The following is a 16,707-nucleotide window of genomic DNA, read 5'->3' as shown; positions in this document are numbered from 1 at the left end:
CCGCAGGGGCGGCGCGCCCGGGCCACAGCCGGCGGATCAGCGCAGGCCGGCGTGCAGGGTCTGCAGGCGGTTGACGTCCAGCTCGTCCAGATGCTCCATCGCCACGGCCGCCGCCAGCGCGCCGGCGATGGTCGTGAAGTAGCAGACCTTGTGCTGGATCGCCGCGCCGCGGATCGACCGCGATTCCTCGATCGACTGCTTGCCTTCGGTGGTATTGGCGATGAACTGGATCTCGCCGTTCTTGATCATGTCGACGCAGTGCGGGCGGCCTTCCTTGACCTTGTTGACGCCCTGGCAGTCGATGCCGGCCTTGCGGATCATCGCCGCCGTGCCGTGCGTGGCGACGACCTTGAAACCCCGGCTCGTCACCAGTCGCGCCAGCTCGACCGCCTTCTTCTTGTCCTGGTCGCGGACCGAGATGAAGGCCTGGCCGGCGCGCGGCACCGTCATGCCGGCCGCCAGCAGCGCCTTGTTGAAAGCCTCGCCGAAATGCTTGCCGGTGCCCATGACCTCGCCGGTCGAGCGCATCTCCGGCCCGAGCAGCGGATCGACGCCCGGGAACTTGGCGAACGGGAAGACCGACTCCTTGACCGAGTAGTACTTCGGCACGATCTCGCCGGTGATGCCCTGCGCCTTCAGCGACTGGCCGGCCATGCAGCGCGCCGCGATCTTCGCCAGCGGACGCCCCGTGGCCTTCGAAACGAACGGACTGGTGCGCGAGGCGCGCGGATTGACCTCGAGCAGGAACACCTTGGCTTCCTGGCCCTTGCCGCCCTGCACCGCGAACTGCGTGTTCATCAGGCCGACGACGTTGAGCGCCTTGGCCAGCTTGACGATCTGGCTGCGAATGTCGTCGAGCACCTTTTTCGGCAGCGAGTGCGCCGGCAGCGAGCACGCGGAGTCGCCGGAATGCACGCCGGCCTCCTCGATGTGCTCCATGATGCCGCCGATCACGACATCCTTGCCGTCGGCCAGCGCGTCGACGTCGACCTCGATCGCATCGTTGAGGAAGCGGTCGAGCAGCACCGGCGAATCGTTCGAGACCTTCACCGCCTCGCGCATGTAGCGCTTCAGATCCTCGTCGTCGTGGACGATCTCCATGGCGCGGCCGCCGAGCACGTAGCTCGGCCGCACGACCAGCGGATAGCCGATCTTCGACGCGACCGACAGCGCCTGCTTCTCGGACGTCGCCGTGCCGTTCGGCGGCTGCAGCAGGCCGAGCTTCTCGACCAGCTTCTGGAAGCGCTCGCGATCCTCGGCGAGGTCGATCGCGTCCGGCGTCGTGCCGATGATCGGCGCGCCGGCGGCCTCGAGCTGGCGCGCCAGCTTCAGCGGCGTCTGGCCGCCGAACTGCACGATCACGCCCTTGGGCTTTTCGAGGTCGATGATCTCCATCACGTCCTCGAACGTCAGCGGTTCGAAATACAGGCGATCCGAGGTGTCGTAGTCGGTCGACACGGTCTCCGGATTGCAGTTGACCATGATGGTTTCGTAGCCATCCTCGCGCAGCGCCAGTGCCGCGTGCACGCAGCAGTAATCGAACTCGATGCCCTGGCCGATGCGGTTCGGACCGCCGCCGAGGATCATGATCTTCTCGCGCGCGCTCGGCTGCGCCTCGCACTCCTCGTCGTAGCTGGAGTACAGGTACGCGGTCGAGGTCGGGAATTCCGCGGCGCAAGTGTCGACACGCTTGTAGACCGGACGGATGCCCAGGCGATGCCGCGCGCGGCGCACGGAATCCTCCTTGACGCCCATCAGCCGCGCCAGACGGCGGTCCGAAAAACCAAGGCGCTTGTAGCGACGCAGGTCCTCGGCCTCGAGCTTGCTGATCTTCTGCCCGGCGATCTCCACTTCCGTCTTCAGGAGTTCCTCGATCTGCTCGAGGAACCAGACGTCGATCTTGCTGAGCTTGTGCACCTCGGCGACCGACAGGCCGGCGCGGAACGCATCGCCGACGTACCAGAGCCGACGCCCGCGGGCGATCGCGAGCTCGGTGCGGATGCGGTTCAGCGCTTCGTCGCTGAAGCTGCCGTCCTTCGCCGGCTCGACCTGCGGATCGAAGCCGTCGCTGCCGACTTCGAGACCGCGCATCGCCTTCTGCAGCGATTCCTGGAAGTTGCGGCCCATCGCCATCACCTCGCCGACCGACTTCATCTGCGTGGTGAGGCGCGAATCGGCCTGCGGGAACTTCTCGAACGTGAAGCGCGGAATCTTGGTGACGACGTAGTCGATGCTCGGTTCGAACGAGGCCGGCGTGGCGCCGCCGGTGATGTCGTTCTTGAGCTCGTCGAGCGTGTAGCCGACGGCCAGCTTGGCGGCGATCTTGGCAATCGGGAAGCCGGTCGCCTTCGAGGCCAGCGCCGACGAGCGCGATACGCGCGGATTCATCTCGATGACGATCATGCGGCCGTCGGCCGGGTTGATCGCGAACTGCACGTTCGAGCCGCCGGTGTCGACGCCGATCTTGCGCAGCACCGCGATGCTGGCGTTGCGCATGATCTGGTATTCCTTGTCGGTCAGCGTCTGCGCCGGCGCGACGGTGATCGAGTCGCCGGTGTGCACGCCCATCGGATCGAAGTTCTCGATCGAGCAGACGATGATGCAGTTGTCCTTGCGGTCGCGGACCACCTCCATCTCGAATTCCTTCCAGCCGAGCAGCGACTCCTCGATGAGGACTTCGGTGGTCGGCGAAAGATCGAGACCGCGCATCACGATCTCTTCGAACTCCTCGACGTTGTAGGCGACGCCGCCGCCGGAGCCGCCGAGCGTGAAGCTCGGCCGGATGATCACCGGGAAGCCGATCTCCTGCTGGATCTTGCGTGCCTCCTCGATCGAGTGCGCGACGCCCGAGCGCGCCGAACCCAGACCGATCTCGGTCATCGCGTCGCGGAATTTCTGGCGGTCCTCGGCGAGGTCGATGGCGTGCTCGTTGGCGCCGATCAGCTCGCAGCCGAACTTCTTCAGCACGCCCTCGCGCGCCAGCTCCAGCGCGCAGTTCAGCGCGGTCTGGCCGCCCATCGTCGGCAGCAGCGCGTCGGGGCGCTCCTTCTCGATGATCTTGGCGACCGACTGCCAGCGGATCGGCTCGATGTAGGTGGCGTCGGCCATCTCCGGGTCGGTCATGATCGTCGCCGGATTCGAGTTGACGAGGATCACGCGATAGCCTTCCTGGCGCAGCGCCTTGCAGGCCTGCGCACCGGAATAATCGAACTCGCAGGCCTGGCCGATCACGATCGGACCGGCGCCGATGATCAGGATGCTTTGGATGTCTGTGCGTTTCGGCATCTTGCGACTCGTCTGACGGGCTAGTTGGCCGCGGCCGTTGCCAGCCGGGCACTGAAACTCAGGAACAGGGCACCGACCCCGCCGGTCGCCCCGGCGCTCAAGCGCCGGCGCGCGCGGAACGCCGCCGCGAGGCGGTTACCGGCGAGGATCAGGGTGCTCAGATAGGCAAAGCTCGCGATCTGCACGATCGCACCGAGCGCGGCGAACGACAGCGCCGGATACGGATAGCTGCGATCGACGAACTGGATGAAGAACGACATGAAGAACAGGATCGCCTTCGGGTTCAGCAGGCTGATCGCCAGCGCCCGCCGGAACGGTCGCGCCGTCGCCGGCTCGGCGAGCGCTGCGCTCGGCGGCTGCGACTCGCGATGCCAGGTCCGCCAGGCCGCGCGCAGCATGGCCAGGCCGAGCCAGCCCAGATACGCGGCGCCGGCCCACTTCAGCGCGAAGAACAGTTGCGGATAGGCGCGCAGCAGCGAGGCGACGCCGGCGGCCGCCAGCAGCATCAGGATGAAATCGCCGACGAACACGCCGCAGGCCGCGCGATAGCCGGCGCGCACGCCGTCGCGCGCCGCCACACTGAGCACGAACATCGAGTTCGGGCCGGGCAGCAGGACGATGATCACCACTCCGATCACGTAAGTGGCGATGTCGGTGATTCCGAGCACTGGGCTTACCGCTTTTCCGCCATCAGGCCCACGAAGCGGTCGAACAGTTCGGCGACGTCGTGCGGGCCGGGGCTGGCCTCGGGGTGGCCCTGGAAGCTGAAGGCTGGCGCATCGAGCACGCGCAGACCCTGGTTGGAACCGTCGAACAGCGAGCGGTGCGTGGCGACGACATTCTTCGGCAGCGTCGCTTCGTCGACCGCGAAGCCGTGATTCTGGCTCGTGATCATCACGCGGCCGGTTTCCAGATCCTGGACCGGATGGTTGGCGCCGTGATGGCCGAGCTTCATCTTCAGCGTCTGCGCGCCCAGCGCCAGACCAAGGATCTGATGGCCCAGGCAGATGCCGAACAGCGGCGTCTTCTTGGCGAGGAACGTGCGCGCGGCGGCGATCGCGTAATCGCAGGGCTCCGGATCGCCGGGGCCGTTCGACAGCATGACGCCGTCCGGCTTGAGCTTGAGCACCTCGGCGGCGCTGGTCTGCGCCGGCACCACGGTGACGCGGCAGTCGCGGTCGGCGAGCATGCGCAGGATGTTCGACTTGACGCCGTAGTCGTAGACCACGACGTGGAAGCGGCCGCCTTCGCGCACCGTCTCGCGGTTGGTCTCGAGCGTCCACGAACCGCGCGTCCACGCATACGGCTTGGTCACCGACACGACCTTGGCGAGGTCCATGCCCTTCAGGCCGGGAAACGCGCGCGCGGCGTCGAGCGCCTTCTTCTCGGTGATGCGGCTGCCGGCGAGGATGCAGCCGTTCTGCGCGCCCTTGTCGCGCAGGATGCGCGTCAGGCGGCGCGTATCGATGCCGGCGATCGCGACCGTCTTGTTGGCCTTCAGGTATTCGCGGAAATCCTGCGTCGAGCGGAAATTGCTGTGCCGGCGCGGCACTTCGCGCAGCACCAGGCCGGCGATATGCACGCGCTCGGACTCCGCGTCCTCGGCATTGGTGCCGACGTTGCCGATGTGCGGATAGGTCAGCGTGACGATCTGCTCGCGGTACGAAGGATCCGTGAGGATTTCCTGGTAGCCGGTCATCGCCGTGTTGAAAACGACTTCCCCGACCGTTAGACCATCGGCTCCGATGGAAACGCCCTTGAAGATGGAACCATCGGCGAGGGCAAGCAGGGCCGGTTTGAAGTCGGTCATCGGCGGATCTAATCCTGGGAGGCGGACACGAAAACGGGGGCGTGTCGTGCGTCTAGCGCCCCCGTACTGGATTAGGCCGGCATTATATTGGTGCAGCGCCGCAAGGTCTATCGAAACTTCGCGAAAAAATCCCCCAGACCGGCCGCAATCCGCGCAGCCGCCCTTTCAGCCCTGCGCCGGCAGCACCATCCCCTCGACCTCGCCGAAACCGATCCGCGCCGCGCCCTCGCCGACGCACCAGCCGCGCAGCACGACGCGATCGCCATCGGCCAGGAAGCTGCGCGCCTCGCCGCCGATCGTCAGCGGCCGCTGCCCGCCCGCCGTCAGTTCGAGCAGCGAGCCGGCTTCGCCCGGCGTCGGCCCGGACTGCGTGCCGGTGCCGAGCAGATCGCCGGGGCGCAGATTGCAGCCGTTGACGCTGTGATGGGCAACCAGCTGCGCGATCGTCCAGTACGCATGCCGGAAACTGGTCTCGGACAGCGCCTGCGCAGGCTCGCCGCGCGCGCGCATCGCCGCCGTCTCGATCAGCACCTGCAGGCGGATGTCAAGGGCGCCCGCGGCCCGGTTCGCCGCCGAATCAAGATACGGCAGCGGCGCCGGATCGCCGTCCGCGCGCATGAACGGCCTGCGGTACGGCGCCAGCGCCTCCAGCGTCACGATCCACGGCGAAATCGTGGTCGCGAAATTCTTGGCGAGAAACGGACCGAGCGGCTGGTATTCCCAGGCCTGCAGATCGCGCGCCGACCAGTCGTTGAGCAGACAAAGCCCGAAGATGTGCGACTCGGCCTCAGCAATCGGCACCGCCTGCCCCGGCGCATTGCCGGGGCCGACGAACACGCCCAGCTCAAGTTCGTAATCGAGCTTCTTCGACGGCCCGACGGTGGGTGCCGCCGCGCCCGGCGCTAGCGTCTGCCCGCAGGGCCGCGCGAAGCGCTGGCCGGATACGCCGATCGACGAGCTGCGCCCGTGGTAGCCGATCGGCACCCATCGGTAGTTCGGCAGCAGCGGCTGGTCAGGCCGGAACAGGCGGCCGACGCTGGTCGCGTGGTGGATCGAGGTATAGAAATCGGTGTAGTCGCCGATCGTCGCCGGCAGGGCGTACTCGGCCTCGGCCTGCGCGAGCAGGCAGGGCTCGAGCGTCGCGCGCAGCGACGAGCCCTCGCGCAGCGCGCGCGACAACGCCAGGCGCAGCGCCGACCAGGCCGGCGCGCCGAGCGCCATCAGCGCGTTCAGCGTCGCCTGCGCGCCGGCCTGCAAGGCCTGCGCCGCAAGGCCTTCGAACGGTGCGCGTGCGGCGAGCTCCGCCAGATCGACGATCCGCTCGCCGATCGCCACGCCGCCGCGCCACGCCGCGTCCGTACCGCGGCGGCGAAACATCGCGAACGGCAGGTTCTGGATCGGAAAATCGCCGTCGGGCGCCTGCGCGCCCGGCACCCAGCTGCGCAGCGACGGCGCGTGCGTTTCGTTGAGCATGGAGATCAGCAATGTGCGGGATCGAAGTGCTTGCGCAGGCCTTGCCAGCAGGCGCGGTAATCACGCTGCCGATGCGGGGCATCGACGGCGGCGCGCGCCGGCAGGAGCGGCAGCCGCGACTCGAACATGAAGGCCATGGTGTCGGCGATGCGCTCCGGGCGCGACAGGTCGGCGTGGCTCGCCCGCTCGAACGTCGCCGCGTCGGGGCCGTGGCCGCTCATGCAGGTGTGCAGCGAGGCGCCGCCGGGCACGAAACCGTCGGCCTTGGCGTCGTAGACGCCGTGGATCAGGCCCATGAACTCGCTGGCGACGTTGCGGTGGAACCACGGCGGGCGGAACGTGTCCTGCATCACCAGCCAGCGCGGCGGAAAAATCACGAAATCGAGGTTGCTGACGCCTTCGCTGTCGCTCGGCGCATGCAGCACGAGGAAGATCGACGGGTCGGGATGATCGTAGGAAATCGAGCCGATCGCATTGAAGCGTCGCAGGTCGTAGCGATACGGCGCGTGGCGCCCGTGCCAGGCGACGACGTCGAGCGGCGAATGATCGATCGGCGCGCGCCACAGGCGGCCCTGATACTTGGCGATCAGCTCGCCGTCGACCTCGCGATCCTCGTAGGCCGCGACCGGCGTCTCGAAGTCGCGGGCATTGGCAAGGCCGTTGGCGCCGATCGGGCCGAGATCCGGCAGCTTCAGCGGCGCGCCGAAGTTCTCGCAGAGGTAGCCGCGCGCCGCCTCGTCGAGCAGTTCGACGGCGAAGCGCACGCCGCGCGGGATCACCGCGACCTGCTGCGGCTCGAGCTCGATGCGGCCCAGCTCGGTCGCCAGCCGCAGGCGTCCGAGCTGCGGCACGATCAGCAGCTCGCCGTCGGCATCGTAGAACCAGCGCTCGTGCATCGAGCGGTTGGCCGCATAGAGATAGATCGCGCAGCCGCTCTGCCCCGCCGGCCCGCCGTTGCCGGCGTAGGCGACGAGTCCGTCGACGAAATCCGTAGCTGCGGACGGCAGCGGCGGCGGACTCCAGCGCAACGGCTCGGGCGTGGCCAAACCGTCGGCCAGCGCCTCGATGCCGGCATGCGGCAGCGGCATGAATGCCCCATGGGCCAGCGCCGGCCGGATGCGGTACAGCCACGAGCGGCGATTGGCATGGCGCGGCGCCGTGAAGGCGGTGCCGGACAGTTGCTCGGCGTAAAGGCCGTAGGCGCAGCGCTGCGGCGAATTGCGTCCGAGCGGCAGCGCGCCGGGCAAGGCCTCGGTCGCGAACTCGTTGCCGAAGCCGCTCTGGTACGGCGCACCGCTGGCGATGGGCATGAATCTCCTCCGGCGGTCGACGTCAGCGCCGCTCCTCGTCGAGCTCGACGGGTCGCTGCGTCGCTCCTATAGTTGCGATCGCAACCATCGTAGAAAGCGACCCTGACCGGGTCAAGACCGGAGAAACCCCGGGATGTCCGCTGCCGCCGAACTGCACCTGCTGCGCTTCCTGCCGTTCCGCCTCAACCGGCTGGCCGCCGAGGTCAGCCAGAATCTGGCGCAGATCTACCGGCAGCGCTACGGCATCGACGTTCCCGAATGGCGCATCCTCGCCACGCTGGGCGCCGAGGGCCGCTGCACGGCGCAGGCGATCGCCGCCTCGACGCGCATGCACAAGACGCGCGTCAGCCGCGCGGTCGCCTTCCTGCGGGAATCGGGACACGTACGCGTGGCGGCCGGCGCCGCCGACGGCCGCGAGACGCAGCTGCAACTGACGCCGCGCGGGCGCCGCCTCTACGAGACCCTGGTGCCACTGGCGCTGGCACGCGAGCGCGAGCTGCTCGCCGTGCTGGAACCCGCCCTCGCCGCCGCCTTTCTCGAAGCACTGGAACGGCTTGAGTCTGCGCTGCAGCTGCCGCGCGCCGAATCCGCCCCGCCGGCCGGCCAGCCCGCAGGATCGCGGGTGGCCGGAAAAGCGTCGGGCCGCGCGGCGCGAAGCCCCTGAAGCCGGACTACAGCGGCACGCCCATGGCCCGGCCGATCTGCCAGATGTTCTTGTCGACCTGCTCGGAGACCATCACGATGACGGACTGCTCGGCACTCATCTTGGCGGCTTCCTGCAGCGCCCAGCCGAGCGCGTACGCCGTCTCGATCGCCGGAATCACGCCCTCGTGCTTGCTGAGGTCGTAGACCGCGCGCTTGGCCGCGGCTGACGAACCCTTCACGTACTCGACGCGGCCGCTGGCCTTCAGCCAGGCGTGTTCGCGCGTCGTGCGCGGGTAATCCATGCCTTCGAGGATCACCGCCGCGCGCTGCTGCTCCTGCAGCGTCAAGGCCTGCGGCCCGCCGTTGCCGCGTTCGGCGGCCGCATCGAGATGGTCGCGCGCTTCAACGCAAACCAGCCGCGTGCCGGTCGCGCGCAGGAATGGCGGAAACAGGCCGACCGCATCGGCATTGTCGCCGGCGCGCGCGACCAGCAGGTCCGGAACCTTCTTGTTGATCGCATACAGCTGGCGGCGACATTCACGCCCCGCCACCGACGCCATTTCCAGCGCCAGCATCGGATACGGGTGCGGCGCCGCATCGAGTCCCATCACCAGAAAACATTCGCCGAGATTGGCAACCCAGTGCCCCCAGGCCTCCTTGCGGATGTCGCCGGTCTTGCTCGGCCCGGTGCCGGCCTCCAGAACCTGGGCGCCCATCATCCACATGCGGAACAGATTGCTCGCCTGCAGCTGCATCTGGCCGCTGTCCATGTAGACCACGGCATCGAGTCCCAGCCGCGCCGCCACCGAGGCGAGCACCACGCCGCTGCGGCCGTTGGTGCTGAAGCCGACCAGGGTCTTCTTGCCCATGCGCTTGGCAAGCATCGCCTGGCCGTAGATCGCCGCGAGCAGATGCGAGGACTGCGCACTGAGATCCTCGCGCTTCAGATAGATGCGAGCGCCGCCGGCATGGCGCGACAGCGCGGCCGCGAACTGCAACGAGGTCGGGTGGCCGGCACTCTGGATCAACTCGGCGTCGAGTTCGGCGATGAAGCGCGGATCCTTGCGCACGGCCTCATAGGCCTCGGCGACCGCGGCGAGCGGCTTGCGGAAACGCTCTTCCTCGCCGATGCGCTTGTAGTCGCGCACCACGGACGCCTTGGCGGTGATGTACTCGACCCTGTCGGCGACTTCGGCCTCGAGAAACATCGGATCGTCGAGCGCGATGATGCGCCCCATGCTGACGATGCGCCCCCAGTCCGGGGAGCGTCGCAGATTCGGAATCATCGTCTGAACCTGCCGCGCCAGTTTGACAAAGGCTTCGACCCGACGCGTCTCGTAGTACAGCTCGGCCAGCTTCAGCCGCAGGTCGAGGACCGTGGGCTGGCTGGCGATCTGGCGCAGCAACAGCTTTTCCAGATCGTCGTAGAACGCACCGGTATTCTGAACCCTGACACTGCCGCGATCCGTCATAGCAGCCCCTTCCCGTTTAGGCAGCCAGTATAAGGGGCGCCCCGCTTCAGAACGCCAGGTCCAGCTGATCGCCGGCCTGCGGCGGTACGCGGAACTGCGTCGTCGACAGCCAGGCGCTGCGCTCGCCGACATTCAGGCCCAGACGCCGGCAGGCCAGATCGAAACGCTGGTGGATGATGCGCACGTATTCGCCCTGCCCGGTCATGCGGCTGCCGAAGGCCGGGTCGTTGTCGCGGCCGCCGCGCATCTGCCGGACCAGGCTCATCACGTGCGCGGCCTTCAGCGGCAGATGCGCTTCCAGCCATTCGCGGAACAGGTCTTTCACCTCGTACGGCAGGCGCAGCGGGATATGCGCCGCCTGGCGCGCGCCGGCCGCGTGCGCCGCGGCGAGGATGCTTTCGAGCTCGGCATCGTTGACGAAGGGTATGACCGGCGAATACAGCACCATCGTCGGAATGCCCGCGTCGGCCAAGGTCTTGATCACGCGCAGGCGCGCCGCGCCGGAGGCGGCGCGCGGCTCCAGCGTGCGCTTGAGCTCGGGCTTGAGCGTGGTGATCGAGACCGCGACCATCGCCAGGCCGTCGCGCGCCAGATCCTGCAGCAGATCGACATCGCGCTCGACCAGCGTGCCCTTGGTGACGATGCCGACCGGATGGCGGAAGCGCGCCATCACCTCGAGCAGGCTGCGCGTGATGCGCAAGTCCCGCTCGATCGGCTGGTAAGGATCGGTGTTGGCGCCGAGCGAGATCATCGAACAGCGGTAGCCGGGCCGGCGCAGCTCTGCCTCCAGCAGCGCCGCGGCGTTCGGCTTGTAGAACAGCTGCGTTTCGAAATCGAGGCCCGGCGACAGATTCAGGTAGGCATGCGTCGGCCGCGCATAACAATAGATGCAGCCGTGCTCGCAACCGCGATACGGATTGATCGACTGCGCGAACGGCAGGTCCGGCGAATCGTTGCGCGCGATGATCGTGCGCGCCTGCTCGGCATGCAGCGTCGTCGCCAGCCGCGGCAGCGCTTCTTCGTCGAGCAGCCAGCCGTCGTCGAAGCGTTCGACGCGCCGCGATTCGAAACGCCCCTCCGGTCGCGCCGCGGTACCCCTGCCCTTGATGATCTTGTCCACGCTCGTTGCATCCCGACCGGCGCCATTGTCGTCCCGATCGAGCCTCGCGGCCAGCCGCGCAGCGCCGCCAACGGCGTTCACAAACCCCGGACCCACGCTTGTCCAAGCATCGGGCCGGAGCGTACGCTGCCGACCTTCACTTGAGGTAAAAACTCATGCGCGGAAACAAAAAACCGCCAGCCTCAACGCGCAGCAAGAAAGCCCTGGGGAAACCAGCGGAGACTGCCAGCGCCACGCCGGCCGAGGCCAGCCCCCACACATCCGCATCCGATGCCGATGCCTCCACTGCGTTGCCGTTGGTCGTCATCGCCGCGTCCGCCGGCGGCCTGAGCGCCTACATCCGCTTCTTCGAGGCGATGCCCCCCGACAGCGGCATGTCGTTCCTGCTGATTCCGCATCTCGATCCGAACCGTGAAAGCCTGATGTCGGAAGTGCTCAAGAAGCACACGCGCATGCCGGTTACCGAGGTGCGCGACGGCGAGCCCTTCGTCGCCAACCATGTCTACGTGATTCCGCCGAATCGCTATGTCTCCAGCAGCGCCGGCATCCTGCGGCTCGACGGACCGATCGAGCGCAGCGGGCCGCACAATGTCATCGACGAAGGTTTTCGCTCGCTGGCCGCCGACCTGCAGGACCAGACGATCGCCATCGTCCTTTCGGGCACCAGCAACGCCGGCGTCAGCGGCATCAAGGCGGTCAAGGCCCAGGGCGGCGTCATCCTCGTGCAGTCCCCGGACAGCGCCGAGCACAAGGACATGCCGGAAAATGCGATCGCCACCGGCCTCGCCGACTACGTGCTGCCTCCGGAAGCGATGCCGAAGGCCCTGCTCGACTATACCGCGCACCGGTTCGCCGACCGGGCGCACGGCACCAAGGAGGCTGCGGTCGGCATCAACCTGCTGCTGCAGGTGCTTGCGCTGCTGCGCTCTCAGACACGGCTGGATTTTCGCGGCTATCGCAAGGGCATGCTGCGGCGCCGGCTGCTGCGGCGCATGGGGCTTCATCACCTGCGCAACGGCGCCGACTACCTGACACTGCTGCAGCAAAAGCCGGAAGAGGCGCGGCTGCTGGCCAAGGACCTGCTGATTTCCGTCACGCAGTTCTTCCGCGACCCGGAAATGTTCGGCCAGCTGGAGACGCAGGTCATCCCGGAGCTGTTACGCAACAAACCCGCAGACGCGCCGCTGCGGATCTGGGTGCCGGCTTGCGCCACTGGAGAGGAGGCCTATTCGCTGGCCATCGTCATGCAGGAACAGCTCACCGCCGCCGGGCGCTCGAATCCGCTGCAAGTGTTCGCCACCGACCTCGAAACCGACGCACTCGATGTCGGCCGTCGTGGCATCTACCTCGACACCGAGTTGACCGACATCAGCCCCAAGCGGCTGGCCCAACACTTCGTCAAGATCGACGAACATCGCTACCAGGTCAGCAGAGATCTGCGCGAGTCCGTGCTGTTCGCCCAGCAGAACCTGCTCAGCGACGCGCCGTTCTCGCGCATCGACCTGCTCAGCTGCCGCAACTTCCTGATCTATCTGGAGCCCGACGTACAGCAGCAACTGGTCGGCATCTTTCATTTCGCCTTGAACGACGGCGGCTACCTGCTGCTCGGGCCGTCCGAAACGGTCGGCGCCCGCGCCGATCTGTTCGAAGCGGTAGCCAAGCGCTGGCGCATATACCGCCGACGCCCGTACGACCGCCAGCGACTGCGCCTGGAACTCCCGGTCGCGCCGGCACCGATCTCCCGCATCACATTGCCGGCGGCGGCGCAGTTGCCGGCGATCTCGGCCGCGGAGATGACCCGTGCCGCGCTGATCGAAGACTACGCGCCGGCAGCGGTGCTGGTGCGGCCGAATTTCGAGGTGCTGTATTTCCACGGAAACACCGGCACTTACCTTCGGCAACCGAGCGGACAGCCGACGCGCGATCTGCTGGCCTTGTGCAGCGACGGCTTGCGCGCCCACGTGCGCACGGCCGTCAACAAGGCGATCCGAGAGCATCGGCGCATCGAGTTGGGCAGCGGCCGCGGCACGCGCGCCTCCGGGCTGCCGAAAGTCACGGTGTCCGCTCGTCCGCTGGTCGGGACACCATCGCCGGAAAACCTGGTTCTGGTCACTTTCCGCAACCCGCCGGAGGGCGCGACGCGGCGCCACCGCACGGCTGCCACCGACCCGGCCGATGAAGGCCTGGTCGCGCAGCTCAAGACCGAGCTCATGAGCGCGCGCGAAGAGCTGCAGATCACCGTCGAAGAGCTGGAGAACGCCAACGAGGAGCTGCGCGGCTCCAACGAGGAAATCCTGTCGATGAACGAGGAACTGCAGGCCGCCAACGAGGAGCTCGAAACCTCGCGCGAGGAGCTGCAGTCACTGAACGAAGAGCTGTCGACCGTCAACAGCCAGCTGCAGGAAAAGCTGGCCTCGCTCGAAGATGCCAACAATGATCTTGGCAACCTGCTCGCGAGCACCGACACCGCCACCCTGTTCCTCGGCGCCGACCTCACGCTCAAACGCTTCACGCGCGCGTCGACGCGCTTGTTCCGCGTCATCGCCGGCGATATCGGCCGGCCGTTGACCGATATCGTCTGGCGCTTCGAGGATGAGGACCTGAGCGCCGACGTGGCCGCGGCGATCGAATCGCTGGCCGCACGCGAGAAGGAAGTCCAGGTCGAAAGCGAGCACTGGTACCTGCGCCGGATCACCCCGTACCGCACGACGGACAACCGCATCGAGGGCGCGGTGCTGACCTTCACCGACATCAGCGCACAGAAGAAGGCCGAAGCGCGCTTGCAACAGCTCAACGGCGAGCTGGAACTTCGGGTCTCCGAGCGCACCGAACGGCTTCAGGAAGAATTCGAGCAGACCCAGGCGGCCGTCGACGCCGTCGACGCGCTGATCATGATCACGACACCCGACGGGCGCATCCTGCGCTTCAACCGGCGCTGCGAACAAACCTCCGGCTACAGCTTTGAGGAAGTCTACGGTCACAGCGTCTGGGATCTTCCATTGATTCCGGCGTCCGAACAGACGAGCCTGCACGCGGCGCTCGCTGCACGGCGGCCCGGCACGGTTTACCGGCGCGGCGGCGGCTGGCGTCACCGTGATGGAGCCGTGCTGCAGCTGCAATGGTCCGAAAGCAGCGCCTCCGATCACCAGGGACATCCTAAGTTCCTGATCTGGACCGCGACCGAAACCATCGGCAAACGCGCGCCCGGTTGATTCGCCCAGCCCACCGCTGGGCGGCTCATGAGCTCCGCTCAGTAGTTCTTACCCATGCAGCGGGTTCGCACCGGGGCTCCTGCAGGCCTATGCTGAAAAACAGTCGGTCGCGCGGCGCGGGGCCTGCGCGATCACCGGCGGTTCGCGATGAAAACGGCCACCGGCTTGCAGCCGGGGCGGCATCCGACGTTCTCTGGCTCAGGGCTCAGGGCAGCACCAGGGGGGGCAATGACAGCCGAGACGCACGACAAAAATCGTGCCCGTTCGACAGACACCGCCGGCCTCGGCCAAGCGGACCTGCAGCGGCTGTTCGATGCCCTGCCGGAAGCGAAACTGATCGTCGACCGACATGGGCAGATCACGATGATCAATCGGCGCCTGAGCGAACTGTTCGGCTACCCTGCTGCGGAACTGTGCGGCCAGTCGATCACGCAGCTGATTCCGCCGCGGTCCCAGGCCGAAGCCCTGCAACGGCTCGAGCGCTTCATGAATGAGCGCGGCGCTGATCCGAACGATCGCGTCGTCGAATCAGTCGGCTTGCACCGGGATGGCCATGAAATACCGACCGAGATCCAGTTCAGCCGCCTGCAGCTCGGGACGAAACGCTACGCCGTCATCTCCGCCTGCGACCTCGCCCGCAGCCAGAGCCATGCATCGGCGTTGAAGCTGCGCAAGGCCTGCGCACTGCGCCAGGCCATGCTCGATACCCTGCCGTTCTCGGCGATCGCCACCAACAAACACGGACTGATCACCGGCTGCAATCTGGCGGCGCAGCGCCTGCTCGGCTATGACAACCAGGAGCTGCTCGGTCATTCGTACCTGATGCTGCTCGCGCCCGACGACCTCGCACGCCGCAGTGCCGAACTGGCCGCGCATACCGACGCGCCGCCGACCGGTTTCGACATCGTCACCGCCCACCCGGAACACGGTGCTTGGACCTACGTCCGCAAGAACGGCAGCACCTTGCAGGTCAACATCGGCGTCGCCGCCATCCACGGCCGTGACGGCGACCTCATCGGCTACCTGCACATGGCGGACGACGGCAGCGAACGCCAGCGCAGCGAAGCCTTCATTCGGCAGATGGCCAGCCGCGATCCGCTGACCGGCCTCGCCAATCGCACCCTGCTGATGGAGCGCCTCGACGGCGCGATCCGCCAGGCGAAACGGCATCGGCGCCAACTGGCCGTGCTGATGCTCGACCTCGACCGCTTCAAGCACATCAACGATACGCTCGGTCACGCCGCCGGCGACCACCTTCTGGTCGCCATCGCGCGGCGTCTGGCCGGCGGGGTGCGCGACACCGATACCGTCGGCCGCCTCGGCGGCGACGAGTTCGTGCTGGTTCTCAATGAAGTCGAAGGTCGCGACGCACTCGACCCGATGCTCGCCGAACTGGTGCGCACGGTGTCGACGCCCCTGATGATCGACGGCAGCCAGGTCCAGGTCACGCCGAGCATCGGCGCCGCCCTGTTTCCGGAGGACGGCGAAAGTGCCGCACTGCTGCTGCGGCATGCCGACGCCGCGATGTTCCGCGCCAAGCACCTGGGACGCGCCGGCGCGCAATGGTTCAGGCCGGCGATGCTGCAGCCGTCGCAACGGCACGAATCCCTGCGCGATGAACTGCAGCGCGCGATCGACGGACATCAGCTGCGGCTGCACTACCTGCCGGAGATCTCGCTCGGCGCCCTCCACGCCGAGGGCATGGAAGCGCTGCTGCGCTGGCAGCATCCGCAGCGCGGTCTGCTGATGCCCGAATCCTTCATCGACTGCATCGAGGACTGCCAGCTCTCGCTGCCGCTGCTTCAGTGGGTGATCGATACGGCCTGCCGCGAAGCGGCGACGCTGCGCAAGGCCATGCAGCGCCCGCTGCGGCTGACGCTCAATCTGTCGGCGCGCCAGCTCCACCACCACGCGCTGCCAGCGCTCGTCCGGCAGGCACTGCACGGCAGCGACCTGCCGGCAGCGGCCCTGACGCTCGAAGTCAGCGAATCCAGCCTGCTACAGAATCCGGAGGCCAGCGCCGCCGTGCTGCAAAAGCTGCGCGCCTGCGGCGTCACACTCGGCATCGACGACTTCGGCACCGGGCCGACGAGTCTGTCGATGCTGACCCGACTCGGCGTCGATCACGTCAAGATCGATCGCAGCTTCGTGCGCGCGATGGCCGACGATCGCGACGCACACCGGATGGTCGATGCCATCATCGCGCTCGGCTACAGCACCGGGGTCCACGTCACCGCCAAGGGCGTGGAAACGATGCGGCAACAGCGCATGCTGCAGGAGCGCGGCTGCCATCACGCCCAAGGCTTCCTGTATGGCGAAGCGGTGCCCGCCGCGGATTTCGCGGCCCTGGTCGCCCGTCTGGAGCAAGCCGGCTGACTCG

Annotated in this window: 10 protein-coding genes; 3 read left to right on the top strand and 7 right to left on the bottom strand. The window is 67.4% G+C overall.

All coding sequences use genetic code 11. The features are described from left to right. Nucleotides 1–36 precede the first annotated feature (36 nt). From carB to hmgA, 5 genes are all read right to left on the bottom strand, one after another. Nucleotides 37–3,285, bottom strand: coding sequence for a carbamoyl-phosphate synthase large subunit (carB, locus tag K343_RS0107945; protein ID WP_028007609.1), 3,249 nt, complete (start codon nt 3,283–3,285; stop codon nt 37–39). Nucleotides 3,286–3,305: 20 nt separating this feature from the next. After that, nucleotides 3,306–3,953: a leucine efflux protein LeuE gene (gene leuE / locus K343_RS0107940; RefSeq protein WP_028007608.1), complete on the bottom strand. Its 648-nt coding sequence runs from the start codon at nt 3,951–3,953 to the stop codon at nt 3,306–3,308. 5 nt (nt 3,954–3,958) lie between these two features. Next, on the bottom strand, nt 3,959–5,095 hold the full coding sequence (gene carA / locus K343_RS0107935; RefSeq protein ID WP_028007607.1) for a glutamine-hydrolyzing carbamoyl-phosphate synthase small subunit: 1,137 nt from the start codon (nt 5,093–5,095) through the stop codon (nt 3,959–3,961). A 165-nt stretch (nt 5,096–5,260) separates the two neighbouring features. Beyond that, nucleotides 5,261–6,568, bottom strand: coding sequence for a fumarylacetoacetase (gene fahA / locus K343_RS0107930; RefSeq protein WP_043112311.1), 1,308 nt, complete (start codon nt 6,566–6,568; stop codon nt 5,261–5,263). 5 nt (nt 6,569–6,573) lie between these two features. After that, nucleotides 6,574–7,878: a homogentisate 1,2-dioxygenase gene (gene hmgA, locus K343_RS0107925; RefSeq protein WP_028007605.1), complete on the bottom strand. Its 1,305-nt coding sequence runs from the start codon at nt 7,876–7,878 to the stop codon at nt 6,574–6,576. 133 nt (nt 7,879–8,011) lie between these two features. Here hmgA and K343_RS21385 point away from each other — a divergent pair, with 133 nt between their 5' ends. Continuing rightward, nucleotides 8,012–8,542, top strand: coding sequence for a MarR family winged helix-turn-helix transcriptional regulator (locus K343_RS21385; protein ID WP_051278056.1), 531 nt, complete (start codon nt 8,012–8,014; stop codon nt 8,540–8,542). 7 nt (nt 8,543–8,549) lie between these two features. Here K343_RS21385 and K343_RS21380 read toward each other — a convergent pair whose 3' ends face one another. Both K343_RS21380 and K343_RS0107910 read right to left on the bottom strand, forming a co-directional pair. Then, the gene (locus K343_RS21380) at nt 8,550–9,995 is read right to left on the bottom strand and encodes a pyridoxal-phosphate dependent enzyme (RefSeq protein WP_051278055.1); all 1,446 of its coding nucleotides are present in this window, start codon (nt 9,993–9,995) and stop codon (nt 8,550–8,552) included. 46 nt (nt 9,996–10,041) lie between these two features. After that, nucleotides 10,042–11,115 (bottom strand): PA0069 family radical SAM protein, encoded by a 1,074-nt coding sequence (locus K343_RS0107910; protein ID WP_028007604.1) that lies wholly within the window; start codon nt 11,113–11,115, stop codon nt 10,042–10,044. Between the two features lie 155 nt (nt 11,116–11,270). On the opposite strand from K343_RS0107910, the gene K343_RS21375 reads away from it, so the two are divergent. Beyond that, nucleotides 11,271–14,327 (top strand): CheR family methyltransferase, encoded by a 3,057-nt coding sequence (locus tag K343_RS21375; RefSeq protein ID WP_084615767.1) that lies wholly within the window; start codon nt 11,271–11,273, stop codon nt 14,325–14,327. A gap of 228 nt (nt 14,328–14,555) precedes the next feature. Beyond that, complete coding sequence (locus K343_RS21370) at nt 14,556–16,703, top strand: putative bifunctional diguanylate cyclase/phosphodiesterase (RefSeq protein ID WP_051278053.1); 2,148 nt, start codon at nt 14,556–14,558, stop codon at nt 16,701–16,703. The last annotated feature ends 4 nt before the right edge of the window (nt 16,704–16,707 follow it).

The sequence above is a fragment of the Solimonas flava DSM 18980 genome (assembly GCF_000426685.1).
Lineage (GTDB): Bacteria > Pseudomonadota > Gammaproteobacteria > Nevskiales > Nevskiaceae > Solimonas > Solimonas flava.
This window is presented reverse-complemented; position numbering and strand designations above follow the sequence as displayed.